Source organism: Allobosea sp. FG18, assembly GCF_057809495.1.
Genome location: NZ_JBMDKB010000040.1, coordinates 1 through 23,826, shown reverse-complemented (window position 1 = coordinate 23,826; position 23,826 = coordinate 1). Strand labels below are relative to the sequence as shown.

Here is a 23,826-nt window from a genome sequence, read left to right as displayed (position 1 = left end):
GTGCCCAAGCACCGGCCGCTCTTCAAGGGAGAGCACAATGAGTCAGCCAGAATTCAAGGTCCTCCAGACACCTGAGCTTGGAGCGGAGGAGCGGGCCATTCAGCGATTGGCCGATGCGGTTCACCGGCTCAACGAGGCCGTTCAACGGGCGGTCGAATCCGGATTGTCGATTGAGTTGGTCCGGGTATCTCGCTTTCATGATGGCAGCGGGAACTGGGGCGATCAGATGGTCCCTTTGGTTAGAGCACCCGCGCAAGTCTGATCCGCGCGAACGATACCAATTCGAGGGCCGCCCGAAACCCCGGGGCGGCCTTTTCCGCTCTATCTAGTGGCCGGATAGAGTTCCGCCGCGAGTTCTTTCAACGTCTGACGGCCATCAGGGCGCAGATACATCATGTGGCCGCCGTCGACCACGGCGGATCGAACGGGTCTTGCTCCAGCGAGCGTGTTGATCTGGTTCAGCAGATACCGAGAGGTCATGTAGGGCGTCACGAGATCGGTGTAGCCGTTGACGAGCAGGACACCCATCGCCGGGTTCAGGCTGCGCGCCCGTTGCAGGTCGCCCAGGACCCCGGCAAAGCCCTGGCGGGACGGGCTTGTCCCATAGTCCCAGCTTCGGGCGATCTCCCCGTTTAGCAGCCGATAGGACATGTCCGTCCGATAGCCCAATTCGTCCCGGACGTAGCCCGTGAAGGCTGAAGTCAGAGCGGAGACGCTGCGATCGAGAATCGGATCGGGACCACGATCCCTCGGACTTTGCGGCGCAATGTCGCCGGTTTCGACCAGGCCGTCATACGGGCTTAGGACGTTTCCTCGAGGCCGAGCGAATTCCTTCGTAAAAAGGCTGGTGGAGACCCGGGCGAAATTCCGCTGCACAAGCTCAAGAGGCAGCCCTGTGATCTCTGCCACGCGCTGGCTGACAGCGCGCCCACCCGCCTCCAGGCCGCCTGCGAGCGCAACGAGATAATCGCCGAGCGCGAAATGTTCGATCTCGGCGATTTTGTCTTGGAACGCTTGGCCGGCAATACCGGCGCGTCGAAGGCGCACGGCTGCAAGCGAAGGAAGCTCTAGCGCATAATGAAGGATGTCGAATTCGTCGGGCCGCAGCAGGGCGAATTCAAGCGCAGGTGAGACAAGAACGATGCCGCTCGGACTGATCCCGATATCCTGCTGAAGCGTTCGAGCAAGCAGCGCTGCCCGAAACCCACCGTAGCTCTCGCCTGCCAAAAAGACCGGAGACCGCGTACGGCCTGTCTGCGCTAGATATAGACGGACGAATGCTCCCATAGACGCCGCGTCCTGGTTGACGCCCCAGAAGTTCCGCGTCTGCTGGCCGGAGGCTTCGCGGCTATAACCTGTCCCTACGGGATCGACGAACACGAGATCGGTCATGTCGAGCCAGGTGTCCGGATTATCGATTAGCCTCTGAGGCGACGGGAGCAGGCTTCCATCGGTCCCCGTCATCAGCACCCGCGGCCCCATGGCCCCGAGATGAAGATAAGCCGCAGCAGCTCCTGGGCCGCCGTTGAAGACGAACGTCAGCGGCCTTTGCGAAGTCTCTCTCTGTGGCTCCTCCGGGTGGAGCGAATAGGCGACATAGAAGACCTCGGCAGTCGTTTCGGCATTGCCCCCGAGCAGCGACAATGTAGCTGCGCGTGCCCCATATCGGAGGGTGCGGCCCCCGACCTCGATCGAGTGCTCAGTCGTTTGAGGTGCCGGCAGCAGGGAGAGGAGCCCGGTTGTGGCCGAGCCACGCTCCGGGTTTTGGCTTTGACTGGAAAGAGGCGCGCATATGAACAGCGCCAAGGCAGTTGAAATAGCCAGAGGCAACCTGCGCATCAGCCACCCTTTCCCGCAGTGACGCCGCTTCCGGCAGCACGATCCCGAAGCCGGAAGCGGTCATCAACGGACGCGCATTGTCCCGTGTTCCTGGGTATGGCCAAGGTACTCGGCCTCCGACACATCCTCCAACCAGGTCACCGAAGCGCCGTCCAACGCAGCTTGCACGGTGAACAACACCACGCCGCTTTCCGGCGATGCGCCATGCCAATGCTTTTCCCCCGGAGCGATCGACACTACATCGCCGGGCTGGATTTCTCGAAATGGCTGCCCCCAGCACTGCATGCGACCGCATCCCTTTTTGACGATGAGGGTCTGGCCGCGCGGGTTGGTATGCCAGGCGGTTCGCGCGCCAGGTTCGAAACGAGCATGCGTCCCGGGCGATTGACCCAACCGCGTGGTCGGCGGTCTGCGGTCAATGCGCGCCTTTCCGGTGACGCGGAGAACGAATGCCTTTGCTCGATCGGATCCGCGGGATTCGATGGTGCTCAACATGCGTCTCCGATCTTCCAATTTTTTAGAAACGTGGCTCAGCGTTCTCGGGGTTCGCCAGCCTGGTGACGCACACAGGCGGGTCACTTCTCCTCGAAAATGGGGACGGGTCTCAGTCGGAATTACCCCGCAAAAGCCGCATGCGCTTATGAGCCCAGCTAATTAATTGCCCCAGCTATCATTGTAAAACCGGCGCCAGGACAGTCGCTTAGGCTGATTCAGGACTGCCCCCCGGTCGAGCCTCACCGGTTCTGACGCGTTCGTGCGACGGGCAGCTTAGAATCAGAATGAACTAGTCACTACCTCGCCCGTTCTCCCTGCAATGCCTCGTGATCGCAGGACGCAGATCACCCGGCCGTTTTGCCACCATCGGAGGCGGATATGCCAACTCCAGGAGAATTCAGAATGAACAGGCGCGACCTGATGGCTGCTGCCGGCGCCTGTGCTGCACTACCCATGATGGACCGTGGTGCCCGTGCTCAGCCTGTTCCGATCGGCGAGCCGGTGAAAGCTGGCGTCTCGCTGAATGTGAACGGCGAGAAGCACTCGCTCCATCTCGATACTCGGACGACCTTGCTCGATGCATTGCGGGAGCATTTGCACCTGACCGGGACCAAGAAGGGCTGCGATCATGGTCAGTGCGGAGCCTGCACAGTGATCGTCGATGGCCACCGGATAAACTCGTGCCTGACACTTGCGGTCATGCATCCAGAAGCCAAAATTACGACCATCGAAGGCCTCGGAAGCATCGATCGCCTTCATCCGATGCAAGCTGCTTTCGTAAAGCATGACGGGTTCCAGTGCGGCTATTGCACACCCGGCCAGATCTGCTCGGGCATCGCCATGCTCGAAGAGATCAAGTCAGGGATCCCGAGCCACGTGACCTCGGACCTGAACTCACCGGCACAGGTGTCGGAGGCGGAGATCCGAGAACGCATGAGCGGCAACATCTGTCGCTGTGGCGCCTATTCGAACATTGTCGAGGCCATGCTTGAGGTTGCGGGGAGGCGCGCATGAGAGCCTTCACATACGAACGGGCGGAAACGTCAAAGGCAGCGGCGGCGGCCGCGGCTGCCAAACCGGAGGCGAAATTCATCGCGGGCGGCACCAACCTCCTCGACCTTATGAAGCTGCAGATCGAGACGCCGGCCCATCTCATCGACGTCAATCCGCTGAAGCTCGATACGATCGAGCCGACGGCGGAGGGTGGGCTGCGCATCGGCGCTCTCGTTCGCAACACCGTCCTGGCTGCTGACGAGCGGGTACGTCGCGACTATGGCGTTCTGTCCCGCGCGCTGCTCGCCGGAGCCTCTGGCCAGTTGAGAAATCGGGCCACGACCGCCGGAAACCTCCTCCAGCGGACACGCTGCCCCTACTTCTATGACCCTGCCCAACCCTGCAATAAGCGTCAGCCCGGAAGCGGGTGCTCCGCCTTGGGCGGCTTTACTCGCCAACTTGGTGTGATTGGCGTCAGCGACGCCTGCATCGCTACCCACCCTTCCGACATGGCGGTCGCGATGCGGGTGCTCGACGCACAGGTTGAGACGGTCAAACCGAATGGGTCGACAAGGACCATCGCGATTGCAGATCTGCATCGGCTGCCCGGCGACACTCCTCATCTCGAAACCGCGTTGGAGAAGGGCGAGTTGATCACAGCGGTCACTTTGCCGAAACCAGTCGGCGGCACCCAGATCTATCGCAAGGTCCGCGACAGGGCCTCCTATGCATTCGCGTTGGTCTCCGTGGCAGCGATCGTGCAACGCGACGGGTCCGGCCGCGTGGCGCTCGGAGGCGTTGCACCTAAGCCATGGCGGGTGGAGGCGGCGGAGGCAGAGCTGCCGCGTGGCGCCAAGCCCGCGGCCGCGGCGCTGCTTGATGGCGCCAAGGCCACCAAGGAGAATGCATTCAAGCTGCCGCTAGTCGAGCGCACGCTCGCAGCGGTGCTGGCCGAAGCGAGGGCTTGAGCCATGAAATTCGACAAACCCGCTTCCACCAACCCGATCGACAAGCTGAAGGTTGTCGGTCATCCGCGCGATCGCATCGACGGCCCGCTGAAGGTCACGGGCGGCGCGCGTTACGCCTACGAGCAGCATGATGTCGTCGCGAACCAGGCCTATGGCTACGTCCTCGGTTCGGGCATCGCGAAGGGGCGGATTTCGTCTCTCGATGCAGAGCCCGCCCGAAAGGCTTCCGGTGTCCTTGCGGTAGTCACTGCCAAGGAAGCGGGCAAGCTCGGGAAAGGGAAGAGGAACACCGCTCGGCTGCTCGGTGGCCCTGAAATCGAGCACTATCATCAGGCGATTGCGGTCGTGATTGCCGAGACCTTCGAGCAGGCGCGTGCTGCTGCGAGCCTGATCCGGGTGGAGTACGCCCAGACCGCGGGAAGGTTCGATCTCGATGCAGCCCGGAGCGGCGCCACCGAACCCGAGGGCGATGATCCCAGCCTGGCTGATACGCGGGTCGGTGATTTTCCCGGCGCCTTCGCCGAGGCCCCGGTCAAGCTCGACGAGACCTACAGCACGCCGGACGAAAGCCACGCGATGATGGAGCCCCATGCCACCCTTGCGGCATGGGAAGGCGACAAGCTCACATTGTGGACGTCGAACCAGATGGTCGCCTGGGCTGTCGCGGACATGGCGGCGACGCTCGACATTCCCAAGGAGAACATCCGCGTCGTCTCGCCCTTCATCGGCGGCGGGTTCGGCGGAAAGCTCTTCCTGCGCTCCGATGTGCTCCTGGCGGCGCTGGGAGCACGATTGGCGAGGCGCCCCGTCAAGATTGCGCTTCAGCGGCCGCTGATGATGAACAATACGACGCACCGGCCGGCGACGATCCAGCGCATTCGGATCGGAGCGACCAAGGACGGCAAGATCACTGCGATCGGCCATGAGAGCTGGTCGGGGGATCTTGAAGGAGGCGGCCCCGAAGTTGCCGTCCAGCAGACCAGACTGCTCTACGCCGGCCCGAACCGAATGACCGCGATGCGTCTGGCTGCACTGGATCTGGCTGAGGGTAACGCGATGCGCGCGCCCGGTGAGGCGCCGGGTCTCATGGCACTCGAAATGGCCATGGACGAGATGGCCGAGAAACTCGGCATGGACCCGATCGCATTCCGCTTGATCAACGACACGCAAGTCGACCCGGAGAAGCCACAGCGGCCGTTCTCGATGCGGCGCCTTGACGAGTGCTTCAAGGTCGGATCGCAGCGGTTCGGGTGGGATCGACGCTCGCCGAAACCCGGGCAAACCCGCGATGGCCGCTGGTTGGTGGGGCTAGGTGTCGCCGCCGCGTTCCGCAACAACTTGGTCATGAAATCCGGGGCGCGAGTACGGCTTGGAGCGGACGGCATCGTCACGGTCGAGACCGATATGACGGATATCGGCACCGGCAGCTACACGATCATCGGCCAGACCGCGGCCGAGATGCTTGGTGTCGAGCTGGACAAGGTCGTGGTGAAGCTGGGTGATTCACGGTTTCCTGTTTCCGCAGGCTCGGGCGGCCAATGGGGCGGCAACAGTTCGACGGCCGGCGTCTATGCGGCCTGCGTGAAGCTGCGCGAGGCGATCGCGCAGAAGCTAGGCATCAATTCCACCGAAGCGGTCTTCGCTGGCGGCGAAGTGCGTTCGGGCAATCGCACCGTGCCGTTGGCGAAGGCCGCCGAGGACGGAACGCTGACTGGCGAGGATCAGATGGAATATGGCGACCTCGATAAGACGCACCAACAGTCGACCTTCGGCGCACACTTTGTCGAGGTGGCAGTCGATGCGGCGACAGCAGAGACCCGGATCAGGCGGATGCTGGCGGTCTGTGCCGCCGGCCGGATCCTGAATCCAAAGACAGCGCGCAGCCAGGTGATCGGCGCAATGACGATGGGTGCCGGTGCCGCACTGATGGAGGAGCTTGCCGTCGACAAGCGCCGCGGCTTCTTCGTCAATCACGACCTCGCTGGCTACGAGGTGCCGGTCCATGCCGACATCCCACATCAGGAGGTCGTCTTCCTCGACGAGACTGATCCGATGTCCTCGCCGATGAAGGCCAAGGGCGTCGGCGAGCTCGGCATCTGCGGTGTCGGCGCTGCCGTCGCGAATGCGATCTACAACGCCACCGGCGTTCGTATCCGCGACTACCCGATCACGCTGGACAAAATGCTAACGCGGATGCCGGACGCGGCGTGAGGAAGCAAAAATGGAGCGCCCGCTTGAGAGGCGCTCCATCGTCTGCAGGCGTTAGGTGCTACCCAAGTCGATATTCTTCAGCGGCATATTGCGGACACGCTTCCCGGTCGCCGCGAAGACCGCGTTTAGCACCGCCGGCGCCGCTACCGCGATTGTCGGTTCGCCGACGCCGCCCCAGAAGCCACCCGAGGGAACTGTGATCACTTCGACCTTCGGCATCTCGTCGAGCCGCATGACGTTGTAGGTGTCGAAGTTCTCCTGCTCGATCCGGCCGTCCTTCACGGTGCACTCGCCATAGAGCATGGCCGAGAGCCCATAGACGAAAGAGCCCGAGATCTGGGCATCGACCTGCTGCGGGTTCAGGACATGGCCGCAATCGGTAGCGGCCACGATGCGATGGATCTTGAGCTTGCCGCCCGTCACCGAAACCTCGGCGGCCGCAGCGACGTAGCTGCCGAAGCCCATAACTTGCGCGAGGCCGCGATGCACGCCCTGCGCCGGTTTGCTCGTCTCCCAGCCGATCCCCTTCGCCGCAGCTTCCAGCACCGCGAGATGCTTGGGATGCTTGGCCATGAGCTTGCGGCGGAAAGCGAGCGGATCGGCCCCGACCGCATGGGCAAGCTCATCCATGAAGCACTCCAGATAGAGCGCGTTCTGGTTGAGGTTGACGCCACGCCAGGCGCCGGGACGCACATGCGGATTATGCATCGCATGATCGACCAGCACGTTGGGGATGGTGTAGCCGATCGCCATCTCGGCGCCGCCAGGGATGAGCCCCTGGAAGACCAACGGGTCGCCATTGGCCGTCATAAGGTTCGGGATGGCATAGGCCGCGATCGACTGCCCGGAGATGCGGACATGCAGCGCCTCGACATTGCCGTCGGTATCGAGCGCAGCGCGCAGCCGACACTGCGTCACCGGGTGGAAGCGGCCTTGCGCCATATCCTCCTCCCGGGTCCACATCATCTTGACCGGCGTGTTCGGGATTTGCTTGGCGATCAGCGTCGCCATTTTGATGTAGTCGGTCTGCAATCGGCGGCCGAAGCTCCCGCCGATGCGCATCGGGTGAATTTCGCACCCCTCGATCGGCACGCCCGCGGCAGTCGACAAGGTCGTTAGCGCCGCCGCGGGGACTTGGGTCGGGCCCCACATCTCGCAACGCTCCGGCGTCCAGCGCACCGTCGCCGAAAGCACCTCCATCGGCGCATGGTTCTGATAGGGATAGCTGTAATCGGCCTCGATCACGCGTGCCGCCTTGGCCAACGCGGCCTTGGCGTCACCGGTCCGGTTGCCGACGAAGTTGGTCTCCGCGCTCAGCCCCTCGCGCAGCTTGGCCGCGATCGTCTCGCTGGTGACGGCAGCGTTCGGACCCTCGTCCCACTCGATCGGGAGAGCCTCCAGCGCGGTCTTGGCGCGCCAGAAGGTATCGGCGACCACCGCAACCGTCTCCTCGTCGACGCGCAGCACATGCTTGACGCCGCGCATGCCCTGCACCGCCTTGGCGTCGAAGCTCTTGAGCTTGCCGCCATGGACGGGGGACGCTTTCGGCACGGCCACCAGCATGCCGTCCATCTTGAGATCGATACCGTAGACGAGCGAGCCGTCGAGCTTGTCGAGCGTATCGATCCGCTTCACCGGCTTGCCGGCGATGGTCCAGTCCTTCGGATCCTTGAGTTTGACCTCATTCGGCGGCGCCAAAGTAGCCGCCCGCTGAGCCACCGCGCCGAAAGTCGTCGACCTGTTACTCGCCTTGTGAGTGATGACGCCCTTGGCGACGCTGCACTGGTCTGGGCTGACACCCCATCCTTGGGCTGCAGCCTGGACCAGCATGGTGCGTGCGGCTGCGCCGCCCATCCGCACGTACTCCTGCGAACCGCGGATTGCCCGCGAGCCGCCCGTCGACTGATCGCGCCACAGGTTCTGGCGCCGCCGGTTCTCGCCCGGCTTCACCAGCTCGAAGCGCACCTTGTCCCAGTCGCATTCCAACTCCTCCGCAACGAGCTGGGCGAGGCCGGTGAGGGAACCCTGCCCCATTTCGATGCGGGCGATGCGAATGATGACGGTGTCGTCCGGCTGGATTACCACCCAGCCGTTGACATCCTGTGCAGCGGCGGACTGTGCCAGAGCTTTATCCGGCATCGGAAAGGAAAAGCCAAAGCTGAAAGCGCCCGCGACGGCGCCCGCGCCAGCGAGGAAGCCGCGGCGCGACGGGCGTTCTGCCCGGGCGGCAGCGGTGGGGTGCAGTTCGGAACCCATCTTCGCCTCCCTCAACCCTTGTTCAACGCCATGCGCTCGGAGGCGAGCTTCACGCCCGCCAGAACGCGCCCGTAGGTGCCGCAGCGGCAGATGTTGGTGATCTCGGCCCGAATCTCATCGTCGCTCGGCTTGGGATTCTGCGCGAGCAGCGACGCAGTCGCCATGATCATGCCGACCTGGCAGAAGCCGCACTGCGCGACGTCGAGCTCGGCCCAGACCTGCTGAACCGGATGCGGTCGCTCCGCGCCCAGTCCCTCGATCGTGACGATCTTCTGGTCCTCGGTTACCGCGCTGAGCGGCAAGGCGCATGAACGGGTCGCTACCCCGTCGATGTGAACGGTGCAGGCACCGCATTGGGCGACTCCGCAGCCATATTTCGTGCCGGTCAGGCCGATATGGTCGCGGATGACCCAGAGTAGCGGCGTGTCGTCCTCGACATCGACATCGACGACCTTCCCGTTGACGTTGAGCTTTGGCATTTGCTCCCCTCCGTGAAATTGATCGGTTGCGGTCAGTTGGCTGCGGTCAGGCCCTGGAGATACGCGACGATGCTGCCGCGATCGGCCGCGTTCGGAACGCTGACGGACATGGTCGTGCCGGGGGCGACGCCGCGCGGATTGGCGAGATAGGCGTCGAGGCTGGCAGCGTCCCAGTTGGGTTCGATTGCGCTCAAGCCCTTGGAGTAGCGGACACCTTCGACGCTGCCGGGCTTGCGGCCGACGATGCCGGACAGATGCGGCCCGATCCGGTTCTGGCCGGGCTGCACCGTGTGGCAAGAAGCACAACGTTGGCGGAAAAGTCGCTCGCCGGTTGCAGCGTCCTGCGCGCAGACCGGTTCGATCAATAGCATCGGCGCAGCCAGCAAGCTGGCCGCTAAGGCGGCAATCTTCATCGAGCCATATGCTCCTATGCGGCCGCCCTCCGCACACCTCCACGTGCCATCGCGCGCGAAGACCTGGCAGCTCAGGGCAGACAGCGGCCTTCCAGTTTAGGATGCCACGCTAGATGCGAACCGTGCCCAAGATTACCCAGTCTTTCCTTATTGGACTTATAAACCGGGTTCATAAATCGCATGTGCCCGCTAACCCCGATAGCGGAGCGCATCGACCAAGAGCGAGAAAGCGGCAGATGGCTGCCGGCGGCTCGGATAATAGAGGTGATAGCCGGAAAACGGCGGACACCAGTCATCCAGAACGCTTACCAAAGTGCCCGCGCGAATTTCATCCGCGACGCGATCTTCCATCACGAACCCGAGGCCGAAGCCGGCCTTCGCGGCGCGAACAATCATGCCGACGTTGTTGAACGCCAGCTGACCGTCGACCCGCACTTTTAGTTCTCGACCGTCCTTTTCGAGCTCCCAGGCATAGAGGCCGCCCAGGGTCTGCATCCGCAAATTTATGCATTGATGGGCAGGCAGATCGTGCGGGGTTTGGGGGACCGGGTGCTTCTCGAAATACGCTGGAGCGCCCACGACAATCATTCGGATGTCGGGGCCGATCCTCGCGGCGATCATGCCGTTCGCAACAGCTTCGCCAAGCCTCACACCGGCGTCGAAGCGATCTCTGACTATATCGCGCATCCCAGAATCGATGCTGATTTCGACCTGTATGTCGGGGTAGCTGGGTAACAGCTTTTCGAGGGCCGGCCAGAGGACGGTCGTAGCGGCATGCTCTGCCGCCGTGATGCGGATCAGCCCCGCAGGTCTATCCCTCAGCTCTCGGATCGAACTGAGGCCTGATCCAATGCTCTCGAAGGCGGGCTGCAGGGATTCCAGCAGCTTGAGGCCAGCATCAGTCGCCGCGACGCTACGCGTTGTCCTGGTCAACAGGCGAACACCCAACCGGCTCTCCAGGCGCCTAACGGTGTGGCTCAATGAGGACTGCGAGGTGCCGAGACGTGCCGCCGCTTTGGTAAAGCTCTGCTCTTCGGCAACCATGAGAAACGCGTTCAGGTCGAGAAGATCCTCGCGCCTCATTCATGATCCCCGAATATGAGCATGTGCGTCTCTTATCACGTAATCCACTTCTGGAATGCCGGGTAAAGTACCAAGTCTGTGAGTGCTCGGGTGCACCCGAACAAGGAGACGACATGAGACCCCAGGTGGATTGCGCCCGGTCCCTTAGACACCGCCGACCTATCCTTGGACTGCCCCCGGCCCGTTAGACACCGCCGACCTATCCTTTGAGCATAGGAGGTTGGTGATGAGTTCGCAGAGATTTGCACCGGAGTTCAAGGAAGAGGCGGTCAGGCAAGTCGTCGAGCGGGGCTACTCCGTCCCTGATGTCGCAGCCCGTCTGGGAGTGTCCGCGCATAGTCTGTATAAATGGGTCAAGGCGGCTTCGCCCGACCGATCCGAGCAGCAGTCGAAGGAGTTGCTGGAGGCCAGGAGCGAGATTCTTCGCTTGCGGGCTGAGATGCGTCGGGTCGAGGAGGAGCGAGATCTGCTAAAAAAAGCCGCGCGGTACTTTGCCAGGTAACCCGAGTGAAGTACCGCTTCATGAATGAGCACCGGCATGACTATTCCGTCACGCTGATGTGCCGTGTCCTGCGGGTTGCCAGGGCCGGGTTTTATGCCTGGCTTCATGCCCCGGTATCGGATCGCGACATCGAGGATGCCCGATTGCTGGAGCTCATCCGGCACTCCCATGCGGGCAGTCATGAGATTTACGGGGCTCGCCGGGTGTTCGGCGACCTGCGGGAAGTGGGCGAGACCTGCGGCCTGCATCGTGTCGAGCGGCTCATGCGGCGCCACAAGATCCGGGCCGTCCGCGGCTACAGGAAGCCTCGGACGCTTGCCGGCCGCCCATCCCTCCTCGCGCCCAATCGCTTGCAGCAAGCTTTCACCGTCGACGCGCCCAACAAGGTCTGGGTCACCGACATCACCGACATCCGGACATGGCAGGGCTGGCTGTACCTTGCCGTGGTGCTGGACCTGTACGCCCGCAAGGTGGTGGGCTGGTCCATGAAGCCGACGCTGAGCCGCGAACTGGCGCTGGATGCCCTCCTCATGGCCGTCCGGCGCCGCAAACCCGACGGACGCGTCCTGGTGCATTCCGACCAGGGTAGCCAATATGGTAGCGACGACTTCAAGCGGTTCTGCGCCGCCCATTCGCTCGAAACCAGCATGAGCAGGCGCGGCAACTGCTGGGACAATGCGGTCGCCGAATCCTTCTTCAGCAGCCTGAAAAAGGAGCGCATCCAAAACGCATCTACAAGACCCGCGCCTTGGCGCGCGCCGATATCTTCGACTATATCGAGACGTTCTACAACCGAACCCGCCGCCACAGCCATCTCGGCGGCATCAGTCCCGAGGCGTTCGAACGCGCTTCGGCTTGAGGCTCGGCTTTGTCCACGAAACCGGGGACCGTCCAACCGACGCTCCCTCGCGCCGCTCACCACGCTCCGCGCTCTGCGTCGAGATATGATCGCATCCTCGCGAGCGCGAAAATGCTACCCTCCGCCATCATCTCGGCAGGCGAGCGGCCGTTGAAATGTTCATTCGGCTTGCTCACCCAGTCGTAGGCGCGTTGAGCGTCGCTGAATAGAATGCGCAGTGCCTTGTGGATCCCCATCAGCAGGGATAGGCGCGTCGCGAGATCCCTGGTGATCCGGGGATGATGTCCTGATTTCCAGCGGGCATGAGTTCTTGGCGAGATACCGCCGAGAATTTCTCGCGCTTTAGCATCGCCGAGGTTCCATTTTGAAAACAGCTCGATGACTCCCCGAGCCGCTGCGGAAGCCTCCTCAGCCGTGATCTGCGGGAGTTGAGGATTGGAAGCCGCGCGAGGGATTTCAATCAGCATCGAACCGACCCGTTGTCCCCACGAGGCTATACCATCCGGCGTTCAAGCCGCAATCGAGCGAGACTTTGCCGTCATTGTTGCCGCCCAGTCTTGTCCGCAGTCGGCTGCTCAGCACGAAGCTAGCTCTCCGCTATAGCGCGACTAGTCCAAGCTGAATATCGGAAGTGGCGCGCTTTCGCGCAGCGATTCGAGCGGCGACACTAGGCGCGACGGATGGGCGGTGTCACAACCCAAATTATCCGAGCTTCATCCTTGAATGGGTTTTCGAGTTTGTGTTGGAGCAGGCTCGAAAATCGGAAGCTGTCGCCAATCTTCAAAACGGTGGGTGTATTATCGATCCAAAGGTTGATCCGACCAGCTAATACGACGCCCGCTTTCTCTCCCTCCTGATTCAGCAGGTCGCCGCCCGAAGATCCATTCGGGGCGATACGGAACTCCCACATTTCGACCGTCTCCCCTCCTGGAGGGACCAGAGACATTTTGACGACGCCCGTCTTGTTCAGCTGAAGGCTTTGCCGATCCTCTACCCTAACGATATGGGGCGATACGGGCGCAGCTGTCGTCGTGGGTGGATCGAAGAAATGAGCGATGGGCGCTTCGAGCGCGGCTGACAAAAGCCGCAGCGACCTCAGTGAAGGTGTGGAGAGGCCGCGTTCAATCTGGCTGATCATCCCTACGGACAACCCCGTTCGTGAAGCTAGTTCGGCAATGGGCCACCCGCGTGCTCCTCGAAAAGCTCGCACAACCGCTCCCATTCGAAGATCGTGCGCCGAATCCTCCGAATTTGCAGCATCAGGCTCATCCACGGCCAGCTCAGCGGCCAGCGATCCCAGTGTGTTGTCTGCCGACATTTTGGCCAAAAGAGGCCTCCCATAGCCAGTTTGAAACGACGAATAGGCGCGCTGAAAATTGCGATCAACCCTGCTTGACACATTTTTCACTGTATGCGAACGTCTCCTTCAATTAATTTCACGCCTTTTGAAAATCCCGGACACGGCGATTGATGGGGCGATGAATAGAGGCCAGTTCTGAAATCAGGCCGGCGTCCCGTCACGCCGCGATCAGGGGAGCATCCTAAAATGTCAATGGAAGGCAAGATTTCCGACGCATACGCTCAGAGCTTCCCGCAGCGCAGAAGCGTGCTCTTAGGGCTGCTTGCAGGGGCCGCCCTCCCAATATTGCCGGTAGCCGCGCAGAGCGCACCGCGACGCGGTGGGACGCTTAGGGTCGCCACATATACCCAAAGCACCAACGACACCTGCGATCCCGCCAAGTTCGTACAAGCGGGCGATTATATGCGGGCCCGGTCCTTCTACAATACACTGACATGGATCGACGGCGACGGTCGCGCTACGCCCGAGATTGCAGAGGCATTCGCTCCTATGGATGACTCGCTGAAGCGCTGGCAGTTCAAGCTAAGGTCGGGCGTTACGTTCCACGACGGGTCTAAGCTCGTTGCCGAAGACGTCCGCTTCTCAATCCTTCGGCACAAAACTTTGGCGTCCGCGGCCAAGCAGCTCGTCGCGAACATCGCCGACGTCAAGGTGGATGGACCAAACTCGATCATCATCGAGCTTGTGACACCCGACGTGGACTTTCCCCTAGTCGTGGGAACCTACCACTTCTCAATTATCCGCGACGGCACAACGGATTTCGCGCAGCCGAATGGAACTGGTCCCTTTCGCGTTAAGGAATTCAAGCCAGGGCTTCGCACGTCAGGAACGCGATTTGACGACTATTGGCGACCCAATCTTCCATATCTGGACGGATTTGAGCTCTTCACGATTCTGGACCCCGAGGCACGGGTAAACGCCTTGCTTTCTGGTGACGTTCACGTGGTGAACGAGTTGCGTGGCCCCCCGATTGATCATGTCCAGAATTCCTCGGTCGCAAAGACGTTGGTGACGCACACCCGCCGCGTGACGGGAATCGTCTACCGGATGGATTTGGAGCCCTCCGCCAATCTCGAATTCCGACTGGCGATGGCGCACTTGATCGACCGCAAGCGGTTTCTTGAGACTATCCTCAAGGGGCGCGGTGTGATTGCCAACGATCATCCATTCATGCCGGGCACGCCTTTTTACAATGCTGAGCTGCCACAGCGAGCCCTCGATCGCGATAAGGCCAAGTTCCACTTCGCAAAATCGGGGGTAGGCACGACCCCCGTTGAAGTTCATGTGAGCGAGGCTTCCCCCTTCAGCATCGACATCGCCCAACTGCTTCAACGGGAAGCGAGCCGCATCGGCCTAAATCTAGATGTGCGGCGAAATCCATCCGACAGCTACTACAACAACGTCTCTGGCTTCCGGCCGGTCAGCGCAAACTCGATGCACCCGCGCCCGACCGAGGGGATGAACCTCAACCTCAGCTGGAGGTCCGGAGCGCCCTGGAACCGACCAAGGTTTGCAAGCCCCGAGGTTGACAAGCTGATCGACCAGGCGAGCGCCACAGCCGATCACGATGCTCGGAAGGGGATGTATGGTCGCATCCAGACCCTGATCTACGAATCCGCAGCAATGACGATCCCGTCTTTCATCAGCTACGTGGATGGCCTCTCTAACAAGGTCAACGGACTGACAGCGCTGCCGATCGGCCCTCTGAATGGGCACGATTTCGCGAACAACGCTTGGCTGAGCGAGTAGCGCAGGGGTCGGAAGAACGGCATGATTAAATTGATCGGGCTGCGTCTTTTCGCAGCCCTTGCAACCTTCGCTGTCCTCTCGGCGGTCATTTTCTCGGCGACCGAAATCCTCCCCGGCGATGTCGCTGATCTCCAGCTCGGCCAATACGCCACAAAAGAGAGCACCGAGCAGCTTCGCAAAGAACTAGGGATCACGGGGACGCCAATTGAGCGCTATGGCCGCTGGCTAAATGGCATTGCTCACGGCGACTTTGGTAAGTCGATGACGACGCGTGGCCCCGTCGCGGATCTCCTCGAGGAGCGGTTGAAGAACACGGCCACGCTAGCCGGCTTCACCGCCTTAATCGCCGTTCCGATCGCCGTGCTTCTCGGCATCTCAATGGCTCTTTACGCGGGCACTCTCTTCGAGCGCATCACGTCGGCTGTGGTCATGGCTTTCGCGGCGGTACCAGAATTCCTTGTAGCAACGGTTGCCGTAGCCGTTTTTGCGGTGAGCCTGAAGTGGCTTCCAGCAGTCTCATACGTGACTCCAGGGCTATCCCTGAAGGCGCTGGCGGTTGCGTTGGTGCTGCCTATCCTCACGCTCGTTCTCCACATCACGGCGCAAATTGCCCGGATGACGAAGTCGACAATCGCAAACATTTTGACGCAGCCGTTCATCGAAATGGCCGATTTGAAGGGCCTGTCGGCATGGAGGAAGATCGCGTTCCACGTGGGCCCAAACATGGCTGGGCCGTTGGCCAACGTCATTGCGCTTAACGTCGCGTATCTGGTCAGCGGCGTGGTCGTCGTCGAGACGGTCTTCGCTTACCCGGGTTTGGCAAGGCTGATGATCGACGCTGTGAACGGCCGCGACATGCCAGTCATCCAAGCCTGCGCGATGATCTTCTCAGCTGTCTATATCCTGCTGATATTTATCGCGGACCTATCGGCTGCAAGCGCAAACCCCAGATTGAGAAAAACAGTGAGAGCCTAAAGTTGTCGCCAATCTTGTGCGACAGCGCGGAAATCTCAGATAATCTCAGGCAAATCTATGAATTATTTTATCCAAAGCCTGCGGCGTCCCGGAATCGTAATCAGCGCAAGCATTCTGCTCTTCTGGTTAGTGATCTCGCTCGCTGGCGGCTTCGTCCTCCCCCACGATCCCACCGACTTCATATCCGATGACGCCTTCGCCGACGCCGTGGGAGCGGCACTTGGAACGGATCACATGGGCCGAGATGTGGCTTCTCGGTTGCTCGCGGGAACTCAACTCACCATCGGCATGAGCGTAGCGGCCGCGGCTCTCTCGCATCTTGTCGGCGTAAGCCTCGCCCTGTGTGCAGCTGTGAACGGAGGTTGGATCGACACGGTCAGCAGCCGGCTGGTTGATATCATACTCTCCGTCCCGAAAATCATCGTTGGCTTGGTTGTCGTCGCGGTACTTGGGCCCTCTCTGACGGTGCTGATTGTGATGACTGGCACCGTTTACTCCGGAGGCGTCTTCCGCATCGCAAGAGCGTTAGCCCGTGATGTCGTTGGCCTTGACTACGTGCGGGCCGCCACAGCCAGAGGCGAAGGGAAGCTCCACATCATGATGCGAGAAATCCTCCCAAACATCCTTTCGCCTCTCGCCGTTGATTTCGCGCTCCGGGTCAGCTTTGCGATCCTTTTCATCAGCAGTCTCGGCTTCCTTGGCTTGGGCGTTCAGCCCCCTAAAGCTGACTGGGGAACCCTAGTTCACGACAATATCTCAGGGCTTTCATCCGGCTCACTGGCCGCAATTTGGCCGGCTCTGGCGATCGCGAGCGTGACGATCAGCCTCAACTACCTCGTCGATACGCTCTCTCTGGCTGGCGAGAACGGACGCAAGCAATGAAGCAGCTCGTTCTTAGCATCAGGAATCTCACCATTCGATCGGAAGGTGGCGGCCACGCCATCGTTGACAATATCTCGCTGGACGTCGCCAAGGGGGAGGTCGTGGCGTTGATCGGAGAGTCGGGTTCGGGGAAGTCGACGATCGGACTAAGCTGCCTTGGGCTGTTCCGGCCTGGATTGACTTACGTGGGGGGCGATATCGAACTTGAGGGGAGCAATCTGCTCGGCCTGCCGCCGCGCGAACTTCAATCGTTGCGGGGACGTCGCGTTGCATACGTTGCGCAGAGCGCGGCGGCTTCATTCAATCCGGCGATTAAGCTGAATAGCCAGGTCATTGAGCCTTCAATTGCCCATGGCACACGGAGTGCCAGCGAAGCGCTCGACCGCGCTATCTCCCTCTATGCGACGGTCCGCCTTCCTCAGCCAAACCAGATTGGCAGCAGATATCCCCACGAGGTTTCTGGCGGGCAGCTGCAGCGATTTATGCTCGCTATGGGGATGTTGGACGCTCCGGCGCTACTTGTACTCGATGAACCAACTAGCGCGTTGGATGTCACGACTCAGGTCGAAGTCCTGATGGCTATGAAGTCGGCGGTCAGTGCTCAGGGAACGAGCGCACTTTTTATCAGCCACGATCTACCCGTTGTAGCGCAGATGGCGGATCGAGTGGTTGTGCTGCGAAATGGCAGGATCGTCGAAAGCGGCCCCACCAACGAACTGCTGCACTCGCCAAAAGAAGCTTACACACGAGAGCTAATCGCCGCATTTCGAAAGATCGATCAGAAGCGGCTGGACATCAGCCAAGAGCAAGATCGAAAAACGGTACTATCAGTCCAAGACCTCTCAGCGGGCTACGGCGGGCGAACCCGTGCGGGAAAGCCTAGCGTGCTGGCTGTCGAAAACGCCAGTTTCAACTTGGCCCGCGGCGAGGTCTTGGCTGTGGTCGGGGAATCTGGCTCCGGAAAAACGAGCCTTGCGCAAGCAATTGCGGGTCTGTTGCCACGCTCGGTAGGCAGCGTCCGGTTGCATGACGTTGAGCTTAGCGCGTCCCTAGGCGGTCGGACGAAGGACCAGCTTCGGCGAGTGCAGATGGTCTTCCAAATGGCAGACACAGCGCTCAATCCGAAGCACACCATTGCCCGAACGCTGGAACGTGTGCTGGAGCATTTTTTCCGCCTGCCTGCAGCTCAGCGAGAAAAGCGGATCGAGCAGTTGCTGGCATTGGTGCAACTGCCCCCCGAAATAGCAGCGCGCTACCCGAGGCAACTGTCGGGTGGCCAGAAACAACGAGTCAATCTGGCGCGTGCGCTGGCTGCGGAACCAGACGTGTTGATCTGCGACGAAGTCACCTCGGCTTTAGACACTATCGTGTCGGTGGCAGTTTTGGATCTGATTCGAGAGCTCAAGGCCAAACTTGGTTTGGCTGTCTTGTTCGTAAGTCACGACTTAGCCGCGATCTCAGGCATCGCCGATCAAACCATCGTAATGCGCCGCGGCAAGATCGTGGAAGCCGGAGAAACGGCGGTCATCCTGGATAGGCCCAAGCATCCCTACACGCAGCTCTTGGTCTCGTCGGTTCCCGAATTGAGAGCGAATTGGCTGCAGGAAGCGGCGCCGCGAAACGAAGCCTTAGCTAAGCGGATTGCCGCGGGCGTCTGATCCTCAAACTGCATTTGGATTGAAAAGCATGATTCAAAGTCATGAGGCCAACTTCGCCGGCGAAGAGGCAAAAGCTGTTCGGGTTCCTCTCAGCGCCCTTCAGGGTCAAAGCTACGACGTACTCGTTATTGGTGGAGGAGCGAACGGCGCTAGCACGGCCCAGCATCTGGCAGCTGATGGGTACAAGGTGCTTCTTGTGGAGAAAGGAGACTTTGCGTCCGGATCGAGCAGTCGATCGAGCCGCCTCCTCGGCAACGGAATGCACTATCTCGCGGGTGGGCATTCACCGTGGGATTTCATCCTCAAGCCTCGCCGCTTTCTCTCGGGATGTCGCATGGCCAGGTTCGCGCTTTCGAGCCGAGCTCAGATGGTCAAGACGGTCCCGGAACTCTTGGAGAAGGTGAAGTTTTGCTTCCCGATCTATAAGGATAGCATCTACAAGCCTTGGCAGTTTGACGCCGGGATGAATTTGCTCCGACTCTTTGGAACCGGGGGGGTGGATCTCGGCTACGAGAGGATAACCCCGGACGAGGCAAAGCGGCGGCCGCTCCTAAAGTGGCTGCGCGACTCGGACAAAATCGCGAGCGTCGCGACGTTCGATCATTTCCAGTTTCGATGGCCCGAGCGCATAGTCGTTGACGCTGCGCTGGGAGCAGAAAAGCTAGGGGCTACGATCCGAAATTACACCGAAGCTGTTGCCCTAAAACAGGTCGGTGATCAGCTCTGGAACGTTGTACTCCAGGATAGATTCGACAATACCCGCACCGATATCAACGCGAGAATCGTGATGAACATGGCGGGGATCTGGATCGACCAGGTCAACAGCCGAGGCCCGTCAAAAGTATCCCGCAAAATAACCGGAACTAAGGGCATCCATATAGCATTCAGGTTGCCCCCCGAGTGCCGAGGGGCAAGCGTAACATGGCAAAACCGACACAATGAGCACATGTACGTCTTGCCCTGGTACGACTATCACTATGTCGGTCCCACTGAAGTTCCCTACGAAGGGAACTTGGACGACATCCACCCGACAGAGAGCGAGATTGCCTGGGTCATTGACGAAGTTCGACACATGCTGCCGGAAATTCCCCTCAAGAGGGAGGACGTTCTGTACGCGTGGGCTGGCGTGCGACCCTGGACATCAGGGCCTAATGCCCCGAAAGGACTGAGAATCCGAAAGCTGCACGATCTCGGCGCTGAAGGAATGCCTGGTGTTATGGCTCTTACCGGCGGGCCGCTGATGAGCCATCGGTCCGCCGGAGCGGATGCAAGCGCAGCGGTGGCGCGCGTACTTAAGCCATCTGGCGAGGCTCGGCCGATCGATTACACATCGAATCGCTTCAAAGACGACGGGGTGTCGCCCGCTCTGGTCAATTCTGAGCCTCGGATTAGCGTGGCCGAGATCCGCCACGCTGCTGCTCATGAGCATGCTGCGACACTGACTGATTTGCTGTTCCGCCGTGTCCCCGCTGGTTGGACAGAGCAGATGGGACTGCAGGTCGCAAGAACCGCTGCGGAGGCCGTCTCGGATATCCTGGGATGGGACGAAGCGCGCGTTGCTGCCGAAATCGACGGCTTTCGAAAGCACGTTCAACATCTGCATTTGCGCGGAGAGTGACAGATGACAAGTCAGAAAAATGTCGTCGTCATCGGCGCAGGCATTGTTGGGCTCAGCATTGCTTGGAGGCTGATGCGCGCGGGATGCGCTGTCTCAGTGATAGATCCCGAGCCGCCTGGTATGGGGGCTAGTTTCGGGAATGCTGGTGCCATCGCATCGACTGGCGTCGTGCCACTTGGACTACCGGGCCTTGCCCACTCTGTCCCCAAAATGCTGATGGATCGGACAAGCGCGCTGCACTTGCCAGCTACTTACTGGATCCAGGCTCTTCCATGGTTTCTGAGATTTCTCAGCGCGTCGCGGATTGACCGTGTCGATGCCATTTCGAAGGCGTTGTATGACCTTCACTGGGACGCGGTTGAACTCCACCAAACGACAGTCAACGAACTGGGCGCTCCGGAACTGATTGAACGCCGTGGCCACCTGTATCTCTACAGAAATGAAGAGCAGCTCGCCAAGGACAGCTTGTCCTGGGAGCTCCGTCGCCGGAGAGGAGGGCGCTTCGAGAAGATCGAGCATGCCGATGTTCGAGAGTTAGAGCCGGCAGTCGACGCCAATTACACTCTGGGAATATTTCTGCCGGAGCTCGCTCACTGCATAAACCCGCACCGGTATTGCCAGAAGTTGGCAGAGGAGCTGTCTTGGGGCGGCGGAAAAATTATCCGAGATAAGATCGTCCGGCTCGACACCTCGGATGGCAAGATTGTCAGCGCGCGAGGCACGCTGTCGACCTATCACGGGGATGAGTTCTGCATAGCCGCAGGCGCTTGGTCCGCTCAGCTGCTCAGACGCGTCGGCCTCAGGTTGCCGCTGGAAAGTCAGCGAGGCTACCATATAATGCTTCCGAAGCCCCGGATCTCCGTGAATAGATGCCTGGTCCCTGCCGACCGGAAGGTCGTCATCACGCCGATGGAGGGTGGGCTGCGAGTTGGCGGCACGGTTGAATTCGGTGGAACAGCCAAGCCTCCCAACGCATTTCGCGCCGACTTGCTCAAGGAAGACCTCCGGCACGTCTTGCCAGGCGCCTCTACTGAGGGCGTCGACGGGTTTTGGATGGGGCACAGACCCTGCTTCCCGGACTCCCTTCCTGCGATTGGCCGGAGCCGCAGATTTTCGAACATGTCTCTCGCGTTCGGCCATGGACATCTGGGGCTGACCGGTGCCGCTCGCACTGCACGACTAATCGAACGGGTGGTTGCCGAGAGCGCTTCTGCGAATGCTGACTTGGCCGCCTATTCGCCAGATCGCTTTGGATCTCACTAACGAGCGTCCAAATGCGCATTCTCGTCGTTTTCGCGCGCCTCCCAAACCATCGGAACGGGGCGCTTCATTCCAAGGAGCCAAATATGGAAGTCTCTCGGTTAATGCCGACACCAATCATGCATAGGGCCGTCGCTTCGAATGGGTCACTATCGCTCGGGGGCATCATCGCCGACGACAGGGCGCTACCGATGTTTGGGCAAACCTCGCAAATTTTGGCGAAGCTCAAGGCGATCCTGGAGCAATCCGGCAGTTCGATGGATCGGCTAATCTCGACCACCGTGTTCATCACCGACATGGGTCAGAAGGCCGAGATGGATCGCGCTTGGAAGGAGCTTATTCCGCAGAATAGCCTGCCGACCCGCGCTACAATCGGGGTCAATGATCTCGGTAAAGGCGTCCTGATTGAAGTTGTCGCTACAGCGAGTGTCTAGCAGTCCCGATCTGGTTTTACTGCAATGCGTGCAAGCTTCACGGCGGTCCCCTATGGGGGCCGCCAGATCGAAACGCCCGGGTCGTCGAAGGGCGATCTCAGCTTTGGTCGAGGTCCGCCTTGTCGGCGACCCAGCCTTGGACACGACCGAGATGGGCCCTCAAGACGATGAGTCAAGCTTTTGCGAGGCACGAAGCTACGAGTCGCACAAGTGCGTTTCGCGAGTCAGAGATAGCCTAGCACTGAAAGATCAAGCCCATTGATATTTCTAGGAAACCTCTGCAGAGAGAGTCAGAGATTTATGTTTCCCCACAATATCGGAGGCGATCCGGTGATCGTCCTGCTGGGACAAGAGGTATCCGACGGCCATTTGGCGGAGCTTGTCGCAAACGGGGTCTCCTACCTCGTTTCCGACGATGCCACTATCGATTTGGCGCGGATGCTAGAGCGTCTCGGCCAACTCTTCTCCATCCGCCGTCTTCTCCTGGAAGGGGGAGCGGTGATCAACGGGTCGTTTTTCGCGGCCGGGCTCGTCGACGAACTCAGCCTTCTCATTGCTCCAGCACTGGACGGTCGCGCCGGGCGCGAAAGTTTCATTGTGTCGGGTGCGGGCGGGCTCGCAGGTAAAGTGCAGTTGTCGCTCAAGTCCTGCGAGGCTCTGCAATCGGGCGTCGTCCATCTCCAGTACGCGGTGAGGAAGGCGTAGCCCTGCTCGTCACGTGCGCTTATCAGCGCCCCGGACAAGCAAGGTGCAGGCAAAACAGCCGACGCCGGAAATCGCGATGACCAAGCCCATAGGCCATGGAGTGCCATCCGCGAACCAGCCGACGAAGGCCGAGCCAATCATGCCGCTGCCATAGTGGATTGCACCCACGAGCGCGGAGACAGCTCCAGCGCGCTGAGGAAAATCCGCCATCGCGCCCGTAATCGAGTTCGCCACGATGAGGCCGTTGAGCGAGATAAAGACGAAAAGCGGGACAACTAGCCCCCAAAGCCCGCCAGCGTCCGTTCGTGAAGAGATAGCGACAACCAAGCCACTGGCCGCGGCGATCGCCGCGCCTAGTCTCAGCAAACGATCCGAGCCAATCCGCGTCACCAACCGCACATTGAGCATGTTCAGCGCCATAATGCCCAGGATTGCGAGCCCAAACAGCGCACCGTAAAGCGAAGCCGGAACTTGGTGGTAGGTGATGTAGGCGAAGGGCGAACCTGCGATGAAGGCAAACGCGCCCGCATAAAAGAAGGCACCCACCCCCGCATATCCAAGCAATCGCTGTCGACCGAGCAATTCGCCGTATCTTACGAGAGCCCGCACAAGCAGGTCGCGATTTCGATTTCGCTCCGGAAGGGTTTCCGGGAGAGTTGCGACGAGAACCAGCGTCCCAAAGCCAACCGCGACAAGAAGCCAGAAGATTGCCCGCCAGCCCGCCGTCGCGAGGATTTGCCCGCCGAGCAGTGGACCCAGCAGCGGCGCGATGGACATGACGGTTATCAGAATCGAGAGCATCCGAGCTGCTCGCGCCCCCTCATAGAGGTCGCGAACCATTGCACGGCCTAGCGCCACTCCAGCACAAGCCCCAACAGCTTGTACGATCCGCCAAGCGATCATGGCACTCGCGCTTTGCGCCATCGCACAGCCCGCAGAGCCGAGGATGAATAGCGCGATGCCGGCCGCGATTGGCACTCTGCGGCCATATTTGTCGCTGATCGGCCCCCAAATCAGCTGGCCAACACTAAAGTGCGGATTCCGACGTGAAGCCGGCCGGCATTCCGATCAATATCCGGCCACCGTT

General features: G+C 60.7%; 20 protein-coding genes and 2 pseudogenes. 13 read left to right on the top strand and 9 right to left on the bottom strand.

The annotated features are described in order from the left end of the window. On the top strand, nt 1-262 hold a 262-nt coding region (locus ACODTJ_RS27395), incomplete at its 5' end, for a hypothetical protein (RefSeq protein ID WP_488851156.1). Nucleotides 263-321: 59 nt separating this feature from the next. Here ACODTJ_RS27395 and ACODTJ_RS27390 read toward each other — a convergent pair. Both ACODTJ_RS27390 and ACODTJ_RS27385 read right to left on the bottom strand, forming a co-directional pair. Further along, a complete protein-coding gene (locus ACODTJ_RS27390) occupies nt 322-1,644 on the bottom strand; it encodes a S10 family peptidase (protein ID WP_488851154.1) in 1,323 nt (440 codons plus the stop codon). 258 nt (nt 1,645-1,902) lie between these two features. Continuing rightward, on the bottom strand, nt 1,903-2,334 hold the full coding sequence (locus ACODTJ_RS27385; RefSeq protein ID WP_488851152.1) for a cupin domain-containing protein: 432 nt from the start codon (nt 2,332-2,334) through the stop codon (nt 1,903-1,905). A 378-nt stretch (nt 2,335-2,712) separates the two neighbouring features. On the opposite strand from ACODTJ_RS27385, the gene paoA reads away from it, so the two are divergent. The 3 genes from paoA to paoC are packed head-to-tail and all read left to right on the top strand — an operon-like array spanning nt 2,713 to nt 6,506. Further along, a complete protein-coding gene (gene paoA / locus ACODTJ_RS27380; protein ID WP_488851150.1) occupies nt 2,713-3,348 on the top strand; it encodes an aldehyde dehydrogenase iron-sulfur subunit PaoA in 636 nt (211 codons plus the stop codon). Further along, nucleotides 3,345-4,295 carry an FAD binding domain-containing protein gene (locus tag ACODTJ_RS27375; protein ID WP_488851148.1) on the top strand — a complete coding sequence of 317 codons (951 nt, stop codon included), beginning with the start codon at nt 3,345-3,347 and terminating at the stop codon, nt 4,293-4,295. The genes paoA and ACODTJ_RS27375 overlap by 4 nt, the downstream gene beginning before the upstream one ends. Before the next feature lie 3 nt (nt 4,296-4,298). Continuing rightward, the gene (paoC, locus tag ACODTJ_RS27370) at nt 4,299-6,506 is read left to right on the top strand and encodes an aldehyde oxidoreductase molybdenum-binding subunit PaoC (RefSeq protein WP_488851146.1); all 2,208 of its coding nucleotides are present in this window, start codon (nt 4,299-4,301) and stop codon (nt 6,504-6,506) included. A gap of 51 nt (nt 6,507-6,557) precedes the next feature. Here the strand turns inward: paoC and ACODTJ_RS27365 are convergent, their stop codons facing one another. The 4 genes from ACODTJ_RS27365 to ACODTJ_RS27350 all read right to left on the bottom strand — a co-directional run bounded on the left by ACODTJ_RS27365 (nt 6,558) and on the right by ACODTJ_RS27350 (nt 10,737). Continuing rightward, the gene (locus tag ACODTJ_RS27365; protein WP_488851144.1) at nt 6,558-8,762 is read right to left on the bottom strand and encodes a xanthine dehydrogenase family protein molybdopterin-binding subunit; all 2,205 of its coding nucleotides are present in this window, start codon (nt 8,760-8,762) and stop codon (nt 6,558-6,560) included. Between the two features lie 11 nt (nt 8,763-8,773). Next, entirely contained in the window at nt 8,774-9,241 is a 468-nt protein-coding gene (locus ACODTJ_RS27360) for a (2Fe-2S)-binding protein (protein ID WP_488851142.1), read from the bottom strand. A 32-nt stretch (nt 9,242-9,273) separates the two neighbouring features. Beyond that, nucleotides 9,274-9,654 (bottom strand): c-type cytochrome, encoded by a 381-nt coding sequence (locus tag ACODTJ_RS27355; RefSeq protein ID WP_488851140.1) that lies wholly within the window; start codon nt 9,652-9,654, stop codon nt 9,274-9,276. Nucleotides 9,655-9,843: 189 nt separating this feature from the next. Then, the gene (locus tag ACODTJ_RS27350; RefSeq protein ID WP_488851138.1) at nt 9,844-10,737 is read right to left on the bottom strand and encodes a LysR family transcriptional regulator; all 894 of its coding nucleotides are present in this window, start codon (nt 10,735-10,737) and stop codon (nt 9,844-9,846) included. Between the two features lie 226 nt (nt 10,738-10,963). Between ACODTJ_RS27350 and ACODTJ_RS27345 the strand changes: the two are divergent. Continuing rightward, nucleotides 10,964-12,098, top strand: a pseudogene (locus tag ACODTJ_RS27345) (IS3 family transposase). Between the two features lie 56 nt (nt 12,099-12,154). Here the strand turns inward: ACODTJ_RS27345 and ACODTJ_RS27340 are convergent. Both ACODTJ_RS27340 and ACODTJ_RS27335 read right to left on the bottom strand, forming a co-directional pair. Continuing rightward, nucleotides 12,155-12,565: an antitoxin Xre/MbcA/ParS toxin-binding domain-containing protein gene (locus ACODTJ_RS27340; RefSeq protein WP_488851136.1), complete on the bottom strand. Its 411-nt coding sequence runs from the start codon at nt 12,563-12,565 to the stop codon at nt 12,155-12,157. Nucleotides 12,566-12,765: 200 nt separating this feature from the next. Further along, nucleotides 12,766-13,416 carry a helix-turn-helix domain-containing protein gene (locus ACODTJ_RS27335; protein WP_488851160.1) on the bottom strand — a complete coding sequence of 217 codons (651 nt, stop codon included), beginning with the start codon at nt 13,414-13,416 and terminating at the stop codon, nt 12,766-12,768. 228 nt (nt 13,417-13,644) lie between these two features. Between ACODTJ_RS27335 and ACODTJ_RS27330 the strand changes: the two genes are divergently transcribed. The 8 genes from ACODTJ_RS27330 (at nt 13,645) to ACODTJ_RS27295 (ending at nt 22,739) form a co-directional block, all read left to right on the top strand. Beyond that, nucleotides 13,645-15,207 (top strand): ABC transporter substrate-binding protein, encoded by a 1,563-nt coding sequence (locus ACODTJ_RS27330; protein WP_488851134.1) that lies wholly within the window; start codon nt 13,645-13,647, stop codon nt 15,205-15,207. A gap of 21 nt (nt 15,208-15,228) precedes the next feature. Further along, a complete protein-coding gene (locus ACODTJ_RS27325) occupies nt 15,229-16,182 on the top strand; it encodes an ABC transporter permease (protein ID WP_488851132.1) in 954 nt (317 codons plus the stop codon). Nucleotides 16,183-16,239: 57 nt separating this feature from the next. Continuing rightward, nucleotides 16,240-17,064, top strand: coding sequence for an ABC transporter permease (locus tag ACODTJ_RS27320; RefSeq protein WP_488851130.1), 825 nt, complete (start codon nt 16,240-16,242; stop codon nt 17,062-17,064). Then, nucleotides 17,061-18,722, top strand: a complete 1,662-nt coding sequence (locus ACODTJ_RS27315) for an ABC transporter ATP-binding protein (RefSeq protein WP_488851129.1) — start codon at nt 17,061-17,063, stop codon at nt 18,720-18,722. Before ACODTJ_RS27320 ends, ACODTJ_RS27315 begins: the two co-directional genes overlap by 4 nt. Before the next feature lie 28 nt (nt 18,723-18,750). Next, entirely contained in the window at nt 18,751-20,340 is a 1,590-nt protein-coding gene (locus tag ACODTJ_RS27310; protein WP_488851158.1) for an FAD-dependent oxidoreductase, read from the top strand. 3 nt (nt 20,341-20,343) lie between these two features. Continuing rightward, nucleotides 20,344-21,603, top strand: coding sequence for an NAD(P)/FAD-dependent oxidoreductase (locus tag ACODTJ_RS27305; protein WP_488851127.1), 1,260 nt, complete (start codon nt 20,344-20,346; stop codon nt 21,601-21,603). 11 nt (nt 21,604-21,614) lie between these two features. After that, the gene (locus ACODTJ_RS27300; RefSeq protein ID WP_488851125.1) at nt 21,615-22,034 is read left to right on the top strand and encodes a RidA family protein; all 420 of its coding nucleotides are present in this window, start codon (nt 21,615-21,617) and stop codon (nt 22,032-22,034) included. Nucleotides 22,035-22,364: 330 nt separating this feature from the next. Next, a complete protein-coding gene (locus ACODTJ_RS27295) occupies nt 22,365-22,739 on the top strand; it encodes a RibD family protein (protein WP_488851123.1) in 375 nt (124 codons plus the stop codon). Nucleotides 22,740-22,748: 9 nt separating this feature from the next. On the opposite strand, the pseudogene ACODTJ_RS27290 reads toward ACODTJ_RS27295, so the two are convergent. Then, nucleotides 22,749-23,759: pseudogene (locus tag ACODTJ_RS27290) on the bottom strand (multidrug effflux MFS transporter); the annotation flags it as partial. Nucleotides 23,760-23,826: the final 67 nt, after the last annotated feature.